The 14,684-nt window shown below is 50.2% G+C and carries 13 protein-coding genes; 8 read left to right on the forward strand and 5 right to left on the reverse strand.

Annotated elements, in window-relative coordinates:
* Window positions 1-87: 87 nt before the first annotated feature.
* A complete protein-coding gene (gene gatA, locus ACTHS8_RS03905) occupies window positions 88-1,536 on the reverse strand; it encodes an Asp-tRNA(Asn)/Glu-tRNA(Gln) amidotransferase subunit GatA (protein ID WP_440373032.1) in 1,449 nt (482 codons plus the stop codon).
* A gap of 150 nt (window positions 1,537-1,686) precedes the next feature.
* The gene (gene gatC, locus ACTHS8_RS03910) at window positions 1,687-1,977 is read right to left on the reverse strand and encodes an Asp-tRNA(Asn)/Glu-tRNA(Gln) amidotransferase subunit GatC (protein ID WP_003685110.1); all 291 of its coding nucleotides are present in this window, start codon (window positions 1,975-1,977) and stop codon (window positions 1,687-1,689) included.
* Window positions 1,978-2,201: 224 nt separating this feature from the next.
* Here gatC and ACTHS8_RS03915 point away from each other — a divergent pair, with 224 nt between their 5' ends.
* From ACTHS8_RS03915 to ACTHS8_RS03950, 8 genes are all read left to right on the forward strand, one after another.
* Window positions 2,202-3,239 (forward strand): rod shape-determining protein, encoded by a 1,038-nt coding sequence (locus tag ACTHS8_RS03915; protein ID WP_039862245.1) that lies wholly within the window; start codon window positions 2,202-2,204, stop codon window positions 3,237-3,239.
* A gap of 11 nt (window positions 3,240-3,250) precedes the next feature.
* Window positions 3,251-4,093: a rod shape-determining protein MreC gene (gene mreC, locus ACTHS8_RS03920; RefSeq protein WP_440373033.1), complete on the forward strand. Its 843-nt coding sequence runs from the start codon at window positions 3,251-3,253 to the stop codon at window positions 4,091-4,093.
* Between the two features lie 4 nt (window positions 4,094-4,097).
* Entirely contained in the window at window positions 4,098-4,598 is a 501-nt protein-coding gene (gene mreD, locus ACTHS8_RS03925) for a rod shape-determining protein MreD (RefSeq protein ID WP_063075403.1), read from the forward strand.
* Window positions 4,599-4,602: 4 nt separating this feature from the next.
* Entirely contained in the window at window positions 4,603-6,651 is a 2,049-nt protein-coding gene (gene mrdA / locus ACTHS8_RS03930; protein WP_440373034.1) for a penicillin-binding protein 2, read from the forward strand.
* On the forward strand, window positions 6,644-7,792 hold the full coding sequence (gene rodA / locus ACTHS8_RS03935; protein ID WP_440373035.1) for a rod shape-determining protein RodA: 1,149 nt from the start codon (window positions 6,644-6,646) through the stop codon (window positions 7,790-7,792). The genes mrdA and rodA overlap by 8 nt, the downstream gene beginning before the upstream one ends.
* Window position 7,793: 1 nt before the next feature.
* Window positions 7,794-8,453, forward strand: a complete 660-nt coding sequence (locus ACTHS8_RS03940; RefSeq protein ID WP_003685320.1) for a MarC family protein — start codon at window positions 7,794-7,796, stop codon at window positions 8,451-8,453.
* Between the two features lie 79 nt (window positions 8,454-8,532).
* Window positions 8,533-9,876, forward strand: coding sequence for an aldehyde dehydrogenase family protein (locus tag ACTHS8_RS03945; protein WP_440373036.1), 1,344 nt, complete (start codon window positions 8,533-8,535; stop codon window positions 9,874-9,876).
* Between the two features lie 129 nt (window positions 9,877-10,005).
* Window positions 10,006-11,013, forward strand: a complete 1,008-nt coding sequence (locus tag ACTHS8_RS03950; protein ID WP_440373037.1) for an IS5 family transposase — start codon at window positions 10,006-10,008, stop codon at window positions 11,011-11,013.
* Between the two features lie 383 nt (window positions 11,014-11,396).
* Here the strand turns inward: ACTHS8_RS03950 and ACTHS8_RS03955 are convergent, their stop codons facing one another.
* From ACTHS8_RS03955 to mltG, 3 genes are all read right to left on the reverse strand, one after another.
* Window positions 11,397-12,677, reverse strand: coding sequence for a malic enzyme-like NAD(P)-binding protein (locus ACTHS8_RS03955; protein ID WP_440373038.1), 1,281 nt, complete (start codon window positions 12,675-12,677; stop codon window positions 11,397-11,399).
* A gap of 263 nt (window positions 12,678-12,940) precedes the next feature.
* The gene (tmk, locus tag ACTHS8_RS03960) at window positions 12,941-13,567 is read right to left on the reverse strand and encodes a dTMP kinase (RefSeq protein WP_440373039.1); all 627 of its coding nucleotides are present in this window, start codon (window positions 13,565-13,567) and stop codon (window positions 12,941-12,943) included.
* 67 nt (window positions 13,568-13,634) lie between these two features.
* Entirely contained in the window at window positions 13,635-14,630 is a 996-nt protein-coding gene (gene mltG, locus ACTHS8_RS03965) for an endolytic transglycosylase MltG (RefSeq protein WP_049336479.1), read from the reverse strand.
* Between the last annotated feature and the right edge of the window lie 54 nt (window positions 14,631-14,684).

Consider the following 14,684-nt stretch of genomic DNA (forward strand, 5'->3'; position numbering starts at 1 on the left):
ATCTACAATATGCAGCACCTCAATACATTCAGGCGCTTTTATACGGTTTATTTTCAGACGGCCTTGAATCATCAAGGCCCTAAAACATTATTCCGGCGCTTTAGTGTGCCAATCGCTGTTCAGTTGAACTTGATGTGCGGCACCCAAAATTTTGGCTTCGGAGAAATAGTTGCCGATAAATTGCACACCAATCGGCAGGCCGTTTGCGCTAAAACCGGCAGGCAGAGTCAGTGCAGGCAAACCGGCAAGGTTCACGGCGATGGTGTAAATATCGGACAAGTACATTTGCACAGGGTCGTGAATGTCGCTGCCGAGTTTCGGTGCGGCAGTTGGCGCAGTCGGCGCCAAAATGAAATCACATTGACCAAAGGCCGTCTGAAAATCATTGGCAACCAGACGGCGCAGTTTTTGCGCTTTCAGGTAATACGCATCATAGTAACCATGGCTCAATACATAAGTACCGATCATGATACGGCGTTTGACCTCGCTGCCGAAACCTTCGGCACGGGTGTTGCTGTACATTTCTTCCAAATCGCCGAATTGCGCTGCACGATGGCCATAACGTACGCCGTCGAAACGGGACAAGTTGGTACTTGCTTCCGCAGAGGCGAGAACATAATAAGCAGGAATCGACAATGATGTTTGCGGCAGGGAAACTTCAACAGTCTCCGCGCCTTGGGCTTTGAGCAAATCGATAACGCTTTGCAAGGCCGTCTGAACATCGGCATCCGCACCTTCGCCGAAATACTCTTTAGGCAAACCGATTTTCAAACCTTTAAGCGGCTTGTCCAAATCACGGGTGTAGTCTTCTTTGTCGCGCTCCAAACTGGTGGAATCGCGCTCGTCAAAGCTGGCCATAGCGTTCAACAAAATCGCACAGTCTTCGGCCGTTTGCGCCATAGGGCCGGCTTGGTCGAAGCTGGAAGCATAGGCAACCATACCGAAACGTGAAACCGTACCGTAAGTCGGCTTAATACCGGTAATACCGCAATGCGATGCAGGCTGACGGATAGAACCGCCGGTATCCGAACCCAAGGCAGCCGGTGCCAAACGCGCTGCAATCACTGCAGCCGAACCGCCTGACGAACCGCCGGGAACATGTTCAAGGTTCCATGGGTTTTTGGTTGCGCCGTAGAACGAAGTCTCATTGGTCGAACCCATGGCAAATTCGTCCATATTGGTACGGCCAAGAGTGACCATGCCGGCATCCAACAGGTTTTGCACCACAGTAGCAGTATAAGGAGAAACAAAGTTATCCAATATTTTGGAGCTGCATGCGCTGCGCCAACCTGTTTGACAGAAAATGTCTTTGTAAGCAACCGGCACACCGGTCAAAGCCGTTGCATTGCCGGCCGCGATACGCGCATCGGCTGCTTTGGCTTCAGCAAGGGTCTTATCTTGATCGATGGTAACGTAGCCATTGATGGCAGGGTTTTTCGCAGCAATAGCGGCCAAATATTCGGTCGCCAATTCGACTGCGGAAATTTGTTTGGATTGCAGCAGGCTGCTGGCTTGTTTGAGCGTGTAAGCGGTCATTGTGCCGTACTTTCTATAAAACAGTTTTTGCTTTCAAAACAGATATTGAAAACATCCGTTTAAATCAATAAATCGGGCCGTCTGAACAGAATATCCTTTCAGACGGCCTTGCAATAGGAGTTTGCAGATGAGCAAAGGCCGTCTGAAACCTTATTCTTCAATCACTTGAGGAACAATATACAGGCGGTTGCGCACTTCTGGGGCAACAGCCTGATATTCGGCAGCATGGTCAGTTTCAGTCACTTTATCTTCGCGCAGGCGCAAAGCGGCTTCATGCGGATGCGCCATAGGTTCGATGCCGTCGGTATTGACGCTTTGCATGTTTTCAACCATGGCGAAAATGTCGTTCAACTCGGCAAGCGTTTTGTTTTTTTCTTCGTCCGTTAAAGTGAGGCGCGAGAGTTTTGCGATTTTTTCCACATCATTTAAGCTTAAAGCCATAAAAAATCCTTGTCTGATAGCAATGCCTCTTGGGTTTGGGGTATCATTGCATTTCGTCTTCTATGAAGCGAAGAATTATAACCGAAAACCAAACAGGTTGGCATGGTGTTTTGATTCAGACGGCCTTTTAAGGGCGCATTTATCCGTCTAAAACCGTGTACCTGTTTTTCTTATTTTAAATAACGCTAAACACATCCGGGCTGGGCCGGAATTTCAGGTATCCTATGTTTCGTCTTTTATCTCGTTTCCTCTCTAATGATATTGCCATCGACTTGGGCACGGCCAACACGCTGATTTTTGTACGCGGCAAAGGGATTGTTTTGGATGAGCCGTCCATGGTTGCGATTCAATCCGGCGCGGGCAATAAAAGTAAAATCATGGCGGTTGGTACGGAAGCCAAAAAAATGCAGGGCCGTGCGCCGCGCAATATCGAAATCGTCCGTCCGATGAGGGACGGCGTGATTGCCGATTTTGTGATTACCGAGCGTATGCTGGGTATGTTGATTAAAAAAGCCACCGAAGGACGGTCTTTGGTTCCGCCCCGTGTGGTTATCTGTGTTCCGGGCGGCTCTACCCAAGTGGAACGTAAAGCGATTTTGGATTCTGCATTTGCCGCCGGCGCGGCAAGCGTGCATTTGATTGAAGAACCGATGGCCGCCGCTTTGGGCGCAGGCTTGCCGATTGAAGATGCGGCAGGTTCGATGATTGTCGATATTGGCGGCGGTACGACCGAAATCGGTATCCTTTCACTGGGCGGTATGGCCTATTCCGCTTCCGTCCGCGCAGCCGGCGACGAGTTCGATAAAAGCATCATCCATTACCTGCGCCGTCATCGCGGTGTCTTGATCGGTGAAGCGACAGCAGAAGAATTGAAGAAACAAATCGGCTCGGCCTCGGGCTTTGAAACCGAAACAGCCATGCGCATTAAAGGCCGCGACCTGGCCGAAGGTACGCCCAAATCCTTGGCGGTTACATCAAATGAAATCCGTGAAGCATTGAGTGAAACGGTAAATCAAATCATCCGCGCCGTCCGTCTGGCTTTGGAACAGGCTCCGCCCGAACTGGCCGGCGACATCGCCGACCGCGGCATTATGCTGACCGGCGGCGGTGCGCTTCTGCACGGTATCGATACCGTCTTGGCCGATGCAACCGGCCTGCCCGTCGGCATCGCCGACCAGCCTCTGAACTGCGTTGCCTATGGTGCCGGTAAGGCTTTGGACTATATCGGCAAATGGGATACCGTGTTTACGGAAAACCCATAAGGTAGATGGCTATGGAACGCTCTTCTTTGCGCTTTGACGAGGCAAAAGGCCCTAAGCTGTTGCCTCGTTTTGTCGTTTATGTCGCCCTGGCGGCCGGCCTGATGGTGGCAGATTACCGCTTTTCATTGATGCAGCCTGTGCGCGCGGCAGTAATGCCCATGCTCTATCCTGCTCAATGGCTGGCCAATCAACCCGTTCAACTTTATCAATATTTTGCCGACCTCTCCCAGTCCAAATCCGAGCTTTTGGAACAAAACCGCCGACTTCTGGAAGAAAATGGCCGTCTGAAAATCGATTTGCAGCGGGATAAAGTCAATACCGATGAATTGCGCGAATTGAAAAAACTGTACAGTTTGCAACAAAAAGGCATCCACAATGTTATCGGCGCAGAAGTCATTTCCAATGGCAAAGATCCGCTTTCCGAAAGACTGATTATCGGCAAAGGCAGTCAAGACGGCTTGAAAGTTGGCGATGCGGTCATCGATCAAAGCGGTTTGATCGGCCTATTGACACAAGTTCACACACAAAGTGCGGAAATTGAACTGATCTCAAGCGGACAAAGCATTGTCCCCGTAGCCGTCAGCCGCACCGGTGAACGCAATTTGGCATACGGCAATGGCAACGGTTTGGATTTGCGCTATTTCCCAACCGGCTCAGACTTGAAACCCGGCGATATTCTGCTGACTTCCGGTTTGGATGGTACTTATCCGGCGGGGATTCCCGTTGCAACTGTCAGCAAGGTTGTCCGCGCATCAGGAACGCCTTATTACGATACGCAACTGACGCCTTTGGCCGCTTTACGCAGCAGCCGTTTTGTCTTGGTACTTTCTTCCGGCCCTTCTTCCCCACGCTGATTTCATGAACGATTTTGACGATTCTTACCGTGCAGTACCGCTACACATCATGGCGGCCAGTCTCATTGTGATGATGATACTGGACTTTATGCCGTTTTCCTTTGACGGATTCTTTTGGCTGCCTGAAATGACGGCACTGATGTTGCTATATTGGACATTGCACCAGCCGCAACGTGCAGGCATGGGACTGGCTTTTGCCATCGGTCTGATTGTCGATGCAGCAACCGCCGCTACTTTGGGCTTGCACGCCCTGTCTTACGTCGTGATGACTTATTTCATTTTAAACCGCCGCCGCCAAATCATGCTTTACGGCCACATTATGCAATTGGCCGCTGTATTGGCTGCACTGCTTCTCAATCAGGCCGTTTTAACTGTTGCACGTCTGTTCCTTAATCATCAGGTCATCACTTTGCAAGGCTTTGTTGCCCCATTTGTCGGCGCATTGCTTTGGCCGATACTCAGCCAGCTGATGCTGATCGTGACCCGTATTTACCGCTCCCACTGAAAAGATGAAACCGATTCTTCCACGCCGTCTTTCCGGTGGTCAACATACCAAAAAACCTTCCGCTCAGGCAGCACAAGCCGACGCTTTGTTGCGCCTGCTCGTTGCTTTTATCTTGATCGTCATCTTCTTTTCCATCTTGCTGGCGCGGTTCTTTTACCTGCAAGTGACTCAGCACAACGAGTTTTCCGGTCAGGCATCGAGCAACCGCATTACCCTGATTCCAACGCCGCCCGTACGCGGCGAAATCGTCGATATCAACGGCGTTCCTTTGGCCAAAAACTATCCAGTCTTTTCGCTTGAAGTTATTCCCAGCCGCATCGAAGGCAAGATGGAAGATGTCATTGAAGCATTGAAAAAATATGTCGATATCACGCCGACAGATTTAAAACGCTTCAAAAAATACCGCGAAAGCTATCGAAAATTTGAAAATATCCCGCTCAAGCTCAGACTGAGCGATGAAGAGGCCGCCCGTTTGTCCGTACATCTGCGCGAATTCAAAGACGTAGAGGTCAATTCACGCACATTCCGCGAATATCCTTACGGCAAACTGACTTCCCATTTCTTAGGCTATATCGGCCGTATTAGCGACAAAGACAAAGAAATGCTGGAAGAAGAAGGCCTGACCGCCCTCTACCGCGGCAGTACGCATATCGGCAAATCCGGCTTGGAAAAATATTACGAACACCAGCTTCATGGCATTCCAGGCTATCAGGAAGTCGAAAAAGACGCTTACGGCAACATCGTCCGCGTATTGAAAAATGTTCCGTCCAAAATGGGGCAAACCTTGCGCCTGGGCATGGATATCCGTATGCAGCAGGAAGCCGACCGCATTTTAGGCGACCACCGTGGCGCATTGGTGGCCATCAATCCGCAAGACGGTACTGTCTTGGCTTTTGTTTCCAAGCCTTCTTTCGATCCCAACCTCTTTATTGACGGCATCGACAGCGATACTTGGAAAATGCTGAATGACGATTGGAAAAAGCCTTTGATCAACCGCGTTACCCAAGGCCTTTATCCGCCGGGTTCTACATTCAAACCCTTTATGGGCATGGCCTTATTGGAAAGCGGAAAAATCACTCAAAACACCATCGTCCCCGCCCCCGGCGCATGGAGCATACCCGGCAGCCGCCATATTTTCCGCGACTCTGTCCGCAGCGGTCACGGCTCGGCCAACTTGAGCAAAGCCATTCAAGTATCTTCAGATACCTTCTTCTACCGCTTGGGTTACGAAATGGGTATCGATAAAGCCTCTCCGTATCTGGCGCAATTCGGTTTCGGACAAAAAACCGGCATTGACCTGCCCAGCGAATACGCAGGCGTTTTGCCTAGCCGCGAATGGAAAGACAAACGTTTTGCCAAATCTTCCGACCCTACCGCCAAAGAATGGCGCGCTGGCGAAATGGTTTCTGTCAGCATCGGACAAGGCTACAACGCCTACACACCTTTGCAAATGGCTCATGCAACAGCATCTCTGGCCAATAACGGTGTCGTTTATCAGCCGCATTTGGTCAAAGAAGTATTAGATTTTGGCACACGCAAAATTACCCGAATCAACCCTAATCCCGAGCGTCAAATTCCGTTCAAAGCCGACAACTTCGAATACGTCAAACGCGCAATGGAAAAGGTATTGAAACCGGGCGGTACGGCGCACCGTATTGGTGGCGGACTTGCTTATACAATGGGCGGCAAAACCGGTACGGCCCAGGTCGTACAAATTAAACAGGGCGGCCGCTACAACGCCGCAGCCCTGCGCGAACAACACCGCGACCACGCATGGTTTATCTCGTTTGCACCATTGGAAAAACCTGAAATTGCCATTGCCGTTATTTTGGAAAACGGCGGCTGGGGTGCGTATGCCGCGCCATTGGCTCGTGAAATGACTGATTTTTATATGCTTCACGTCAAGCCGCAACAGTTTTCAGACGGCATTGAGTCAGATTCGGCCAAAACTGAAACAACGAACAAGCATCAGCCTATTACCAGCATTTTCCAATCTGCCTACGGACTGACTTCGACAAGCCCTGCCTCACAGCCGGAGGTTCATCATGAATAACACATCAGCGTGGAAAAATTTCAAATCCACCATTACAGCCCCGATTGACCCTTGGCTGTTTTTTGCCATGCTCGCCATCTACATCATGAGCCTGTTCCTGCTCTATTCTGCAGATGGGCAAGAGTTCGGCCAATTGGAAAACAAAACCATCCATACCGTTTTGGGCTTTGCCCTTTTATGGATTATTGCCGTATTCAAGCCGCAAACGGCTGCCAAAGTCGCCCTTCCGGTTTACATTGTCGGCGTATTACTGTTGATTGGCGTCGAAGTTGCTGGCGTTACCGTCAACGGCTCGACCCGTTGGCTGAGCCTCGGCTTTACCCGTATCCAACCTTCCGAAATCATGAAAATCGGTATTCCCATGACCGTCGCGTGGTATTTTCAACGCTATGAAGGCCGTCTGAAATGGATACATTATATTGTCGCCCTCGTTCTGATTCTTGTTCCTGTCGCCCTGATTTTGAAGCAGCCCGACCTCGGTACGGCCGCGCTGATTATGGCTTCAGGTATTTTTGTCATCTTTTTTGCCGGATTGCCTTGGAAAGCCATTTTTGCCGCCATTATTGCCTTTGTGGCCGCCTTGCCGCTCTTATGGAATTACGGCATGCACGACTATCAGAAAACCCGCGTCCTCACCCTACTCGACCCAACCAAAGATCCGTTAGGTGCAGGCTACCACATCATCCAATCCATGATTGCCATCGGCTCGGGCGGCGTATGGGGTAAAGGCTGGCTCAACGGTACGCAAACCCATTTGGACTACATTCCCGAATCAACGACTGACTTTATTTTCGCAGTATTCGGCGAAGAGTTCGGCCTGATTGGCAATATCCTTTTACTGCTGGTTTACCTTATCATTCTGGCACGCGGATTGTGGATTGCCGCGCAAGCGCAATCCCTTTACAGTCGTAGTTTGGCAGGCGCATTGACCATGACTTTTTTCTGCTATGCCTTTGTAAACATGGGCATGGTCAGCGGTATTTTGCCCGTCGTAGGTGTCCCCCTCCCCTTGGTCAGCTACGGCGGCACGGCTACGCTTTCCATCATGGTGGTGCTCGCCCTGCTGATGGGTATTGCAAACGAACACAAAAACCGCCGCCGTAATGCGGATAACGATGACCTAACTGAAAGCGAGGAATAATATGGAACTGGGTGTAGAAATCGGCAAGCTGCTTGTGGCATTTCTCGTGCTGATTAATCCTTTCAGCGCGCTCTCGATTTATCTTGATCTGACACAAAACCACAGCACCAAAGAAAAGCGCAGAATCGCGCGTACTGCCGCATTGGCCGTTTTCATCGTAATCATCGTCTTTGCACTGAGCGGCGGTATCTTGTTGAAAGTACTCGGCATCAGCGTCGGCTCTTTCCAAGTCGGCGGCGGTATTCTGGTTTTGCTGATTGCCATCTCCTTAATGAACGGCAACGACAACCCGGCCAAACCCAAAATTGACCCCCATTCAGAAGAGCATCAAAATGCGCAACAAGTCCGCCGCAACGAAAAAGCCATTGCCGTCGTACCCATTGCCATTCCTATTACCATCGGCCCCGGCGGTATCTCCACTGTCATCATTTATTCCTCTGCCGCCAAGAATTACAGCGATATTGCCCTGATTATCATCTCCGGCTTTTTGGTCAGCCTGATTTGCTATTTCATTTTGGTCGTGGCCGGACGCATCAGCAAACGCTTGGGCACTACCGGCCTGACCATCCTCAACCGCATCATGGGCATGATGCTGGCCGCCATTTCCGTAGAGATTATTGTTGCCGGCTTAAAATCCATTTTTCCCCAACTGGTCGCTTGAAGTACAATCATCACAATAAAAGGCCGTCTGAAACATTTTCAGACGGCCTCATAAAAACATAAAAACAAAGGAGTCAACCATGTTTCACAGCACCCATGTCTTCACCGGAGAAACCATTTACCGCCGACCGGCGCAAAGCTATACCGAGTTCACCGACGAATTAAACCGCCTCCAAACCCTTCAACAAACCTTCACCCAGTCAAGCATTATCGAGCGCACCGCCCTCTTACAGCAATTTGCCGACAGCCTTAGCCAAAACCAAGAACGCCTTGCCGAAATGGTTTGCGAAGAAGTCGGACGCTGCCTGCACGAATGCCGTGCCGAAATCAGTAAATCCATCGAGCTTATCCGCTACTACGTCCGCCTTGCCCCCGAGCTGCTTGCCCATAAAACCATCGCCACCCAAGCCAGCCTCAGCCAGGTCCGCTTCGAGCCTTTGGGTGTTGTTTTGGCGGTCATGCCGTGGAACTATCCTGTTTGGCAGATTTTACGATTTGCCATCCCTGCCCTCTGTGCCGGCAATGCCTGCGCGGTCAAACCTGCACCCAGTGTCGCCCGCATCAGCGAAACCCTCTTCGGCCTTGTCCCAAAAGGTTTGCCGCTTATCGGCGCATGGTTGAGTCATGAAGACACGCTTAAAGCCATTGAAGATACTGATGCCATGGCATTTACCGGTTCGACCCATACCGGCCGCCTGCTAGCCGCCCATGCAGGCAAACATCTGAAAAAAACCGTCCTTGAACTGGGCGGCAGCAATCCGTTTATCATCCTGCCCGATGCCGATCTGCAACGCGCAGCCATCGATGCCTGCTATTCGCGCTTTCGCGATGCCGGACAATCCTGCAATGCCGCCAAACGCATCATTGTTACCCAGGATATTGCCGAACAATTTATCCCGCTTTTCCTTGCCGAGTGCGCCAAACTGCAAACCGGCAATCCCAAAGACCCGAACACCACCCTTGCCCCGCTTCACCGCCAAGACTTGCGTCAAACCGTACATGAACAGGTTCAAGATGCGGTTGCACACGGTGCGCAATGTTTGAGTGGCGGCTATATCCCTGAGGGAGAAAGCTGGTTTTATCCTGCCACGGTATTGGATCAAGTCAACCCAAACTGCCGCGTTTGGCACGAAGAAGTCTTCGGCCCAGTTGCCATGATCTTACGCGCCGACAATCCGGATCACGCCGTCGCACTTGCAAACGACACACCTTTCGGCCTCGGCGCCTGTATCTACACAGCCGACACGGCAAACGCATGGCAATACGCCGAAAAAATCCAAGCAGGCTCTGTCTTTATCAACCGCCACACCAGCAGCGACCTGCGCCTCCCCTTTGGCGGCGTCAAAGCTTCCGGCTATGGACGCGAGCTATCAGAATTTGGACTGTATGAGTTCGTCAACGTCAAAACCTATTGGCAAAAATAAACCATTTCATTAACTCAGGCCGTCTGAAACCCGTTTTCAGACGGCCTGATGTTGTTTAAAAAGACTGAGACCTTTGCAAAATTCCCCAAAATCCCCTAAATTCCCACCAAGACATTTAGGGGATTTCTCATGAGCACCTTCTTCCAACAAACCGCACAAGTCATGATTGCCAAACACATCGACCGCTTCCCACTGTTGAAGTTGGATCAGGTGATTGATTGGCAACCGATCGAACAATACCTGAATCGTCAAAGAACTCGTTACCTTCGAGACCACCGCGGCCGTCCCGCCTATCTCCTGTTGTCCATGTTAAAAGCCGTCCTGCTCGGCCAATGGCACAGCCTCTCCGATCCCGAACTCGAACACAGCCTCATCACCCGCATCGATTTCAACCTGTTTTGCCGTTTTGACGAACTGAGCATTCCCGATTACAGCACCTTATGCCGCTACCGCAACTGGCTGGCGCAAGACGACACCCTGTCCGAATTGCTGGAACTGATTAACCGCCAACTGACTGAAAAAGGTTTAAAAGTAGAGAAAGCATCCGCCGCCGTCGTTGACGCCACCATTATTCAGATCTCCGGCAGCAAACAGCGCCAGGCCATAGAAGTTGACGAGGAAGGACAAGTCAGCGGCCAAACCACGCCGAGTAAAGACAGCGATGCCCGTTGGATAAAGAAAAACGGCCTCTACAAACTCGGTTACAAACAACATACCCGTACCGATGCGGAAGGCTATATCGAGAAACTGCACATTACCCCCGCCAATGCCCATGAGTGCAAACACCTGTCGCCTTTATTGGAAGGGTTACCCAAAGGTACGACCGTCTATGCCGACAAAGGCTGCGACAGTGCGGAAAACCGACAACATCTGAAAGAGCATCGGTTGCTGGACGGCATTATGCGCAAAGCACACCGCAAACATCCGCTGTCGGAAGCGCAAACCAAACGCAACCGATATTTGTCAAAGACCCGTTATGTGGTCGAACAAAGCTTCGGTACGCTGCACCGTAAATTCCGCTACGCCCGGGCAGCCTATTTCGGGGTGATTAAAGTGAGTGCGCAAAGCCATCTGAAGGCGATGTGTTTGAACCTGTTGAAAGCCGCCAACAGGCTAAGTGCGCCTGTTGCCGCCTAAAAGGCGGCCGGATGCCTGATTAATCAGGTATCCAAGGGGGAGTAAGGGGGGATTTGAGTAGAATCAGTGGATATTTGAAACAAAAACAGCCGAAAATCTTTATTTAGGTTTCGGCTGTTTGGGAAAGGAATTTTGCAAAGGTCTCAGACTGACAAAAATATTGTATTCAATCCCGTATAAACCCTGCAAAGTCAAAACAGCTCAAAAATAGAAACCTGTCTTAGAAAGCAATCCATATTCCCACGTCTCTGTTGAATCAGCAGATTATCGTATTCTTCATTCTGATTACTGCATTAAGCCGTTTCTAAAATATTCAATAAACAAAAAGGCCGTCTGAAATACAACTTTCAGACAGCCTTTTCAATCAAGCACTACTTACTGAATTACAGTTCCCATGTAGCCAATTTAGCAGCGTACGCATCCAAGTCAGCGATTGGACGGGTAGCCACGCCGCTTTCCATAGCTGCTTTAGCAGTGGCAGAAGCAACGCGAGGCAACAGGCGGGAGTCAAATGGGGTAGGAATCAGGTATTCCGCGCCGAATTCGAATTTCTTACCGTAAGCGGCAACCACTTCTTCAGTTACTTCTTCCATTGCCAAGTCAGCCAAAGCGTATACGCAAGCGCGTTTCATTTCTTCGTTGATGGTGGTCGCGCCGACATCTAATGCGCCACGGAAGATAAATGGGAAGCACAATACGTTGTTTACTTGGTTCGGGAAGTCTGAGCGGCCGGTACCGATTACCACATCCGGACGGGTTTCTTTTGCCAACGGAGGCAGAATTTCCGGATTTGGGTTTGCCATAGCGAACACGATTGGTTTTTCGTTCATGGTGTTCAGCATTTCAGGAGTCAGCAGGTTTGCACCGGACAGACCCAAGAAGATGTCTTTACCTTTAACGGCATCAGCCAATACGCGTTGGCCGTTGTCTTCGGTGGCGTAGAACTGTTTGGACTCGTCCATACGGTCTTTGTCTTCGCGGGTTTTATAAATCACACCTTTAGAGTCGCAGACGGTTACGTTTTCACGTTTCAGACCCAAATCCAGCAATTGGTTCAAGCAAGCAATCGCTGCGGCACCTGCACCGGAACACACCAACGTCGCTTCTTCAATTTTGCGACCGGTATAACGCAAAGCGTTCAATACAGCGGCAGCGGTAATGATGGCGGTACCGTGTTGGTCGTCGTGGAATACAGGGATTTTGCAACGTTTGCGCAATTCACGTTCGATGTAGAAGCACTCAGGCGCTTTGATGTCTTCGAGGTTGATGCCGCCGAAAGTCGGTTCCAAAGAAGCGATGATGTCTACCAATTTTTGCGGGTCTTTTTCATCAATTTCGATATCGAATACGTCAACGCCGGCGAATTTTTTGAACAATACGCCTTTGCCTTCCATTACAGGTTTACCGGCCAATGCGCCGATGTTGCCCAAACCCAACACTGCGGTACCGTTGGAAATCACGGCAACCAAATTGCCTTTGGCAGTGTATTTGTAGGCAGTTTGAGGATCGGCATGGATTTCCATACAAGGAGCGGCTACGCCCGGAGAGTACGCCAACGCCAAGTCTTTAGAAGTGGCCAAAGGTTTGGTTGGGGTAACGGAGATTTTGCCCGGCACGGGGAATTCGTGGAACTGCAGGGCGGCTTCTTTTAATGAATTTTCCATTTATCGATCCTGTTTGCGAGAGAGATTTTACAGCGAACAAGTCTGAAACAGGCTGCTTCAGACGTTTAAAATTTCTAAAGTCGGGTTGTTAACAGACCGGCTTTGTAAGAGGCCGTAATTTTATCATGTTCTTTTGGTGGCGCATACCGATATTTATTACATTTGTTTTGATGTTTCGTTTTATTTGGTTTTATGTCTAAAAACTTCTGTAATAATATTTCTTCGCTACACTATCCTTCTTTCAGACGGCATTTTATTTAAACTTAAACATTCAATCCAAAATGACTGTCTAGCGCGGTTTCAATCTGATTTTTTACCGCGTCCAGACTTTGGCTGCTGTCGATGACGGCATAGCGTTCCGGCTGTTCGTTAGCACGTTGCAGATACACTTCGCGTACCCGATTGAAAAACTCGGCTTCTTCTTGCTCAAAGCGGTCTTTCTCACGCGTTTGGTTGATGCGCGCCATTGACACTTCCAAAGGCACATCCAACAGCAAAGTTAAATCGGGGCGGAAATCGCCCTGCACCCAATGCTCAAGCGTGGCAATATCTTGCAAGGGAACGCCTCGTCCGCCTCCTTGATAGGCAAACGTTGCATCGGTAAAGCGGTCGGAAACCACATGCGTGCCGTTTTTCAGGGCAGGCAGAATGACCGTTTCCAAGTGTTGCTGTCTGGCTGCAAACATCAGCAGGGTTTCGGTACGCAGGCTGACTTGGGTGGCAGGGTTGAGCAGGATTTCACGCAATGCTTCTCCGGCCGGAGTGCCTCCCGGTTCGCGCGTAAACAATACGGGCAGTTGGTGTTTTTCAAACCATGCTTTTATTACGGCGAGGTTGGTGGACTTGCCTGCGCCGTCTATGCCGTCAAGGGTAATAAATCTGGGTTTCATATGAATATCGTCAATTTAAAGGCCGTCTGAAACAGGGATTATAAATGTTTCAGACGGCCTATTCGGTTTATTTCTTCAAAATATATTTGCGTACGGCAGCGTTGTGTTCAGAAAGATTGTGGCTGAACTCGCTCAAGCCCGTACCATCCATTTTTGAGACGAAATACAGATATTTTTCATCAGACGGATGGCCCGCCGCTTCAAGCGCGGCCTTGCCTGGCAGCGCAATCGGCGTCGGCGTCAAACCGCTGCGCGTATAGGTATTGTAAGGCGTATCGCGTTGCAGGTCGGCTTTGCGGATTCTGCCTTTATACGCATCGCCCATGCCATAGATAACGGTTGGGTCGGTTTGCAGGCGCATGCCGATATTAAGGCGGTTGACGAATACGGCGGCCACATGGGCACGGTCGTCTTCGTGCGCAGTTTCTTTTTCAATCAGACTCGCCATAATCAGCATTTCGTACGGATTTTTATAAGGTAGGCCGCTTTGACGGTCGTCCCATGCTTCTTGCAGGTTTTCCCGCATTTTACGGTAGGCGATTTTGTAAATTTGAAGATCGCTGCCACCGGCATCAATTTCGTAACTATCCGGGAAAAACTGTCCTTCCGGATTGCTGCTCAGGGCATCGGGCGCCACTTCGGCCATCAGTTTTTCATCGCTCCAACCGCGCGTGTCGTGGGCAATGTCGGCAGTGTTGTCGATAATACGGCGCATTTGTGCAAAACGCGCGCCTTCCAAAATTTGCACGCTGACCGAGTCAGGACGGCCTTTTTTAATGCGTTTTAAAATGTCCCAAGCCGATACTTTGGCAGACAGGCGGTAAGAACCGGCATTAAGTTGGTTGTGTACGCCCATCACATATGCGGCGGCTACCAGCACATAACGGTTATAAACGATGCCGTCTTGAGCCAGTTTGCGGCTGACGGAAGAGATACCTTGATTCTTAGCAACGGTAATACGGTATGGTTTGCCGTTGTTTTTCGGAACAAACAACAATGCGGCAACCACGGCGGCAAATGCCGTCAAAAATACGGCCAGCCATTTCAACAATTTTTTCAACATGGTAGGATTCTTGGTTTGTGAACGTGTCGGGCAACAGTATAACCGAAAACAAGC

The sequence above is a fragment of the Neisseria sp. P0016.S008 genome (assembly GCF_051957775.1).
In the GTDB taxonomy this organism is placed as follows: domain Bacteria; phylum Pseudomonadota; class Gammaproteobacteria; order Burkholderiales; family Neisseriaceae; genus Neisseria; species Neisseria flavescens_B.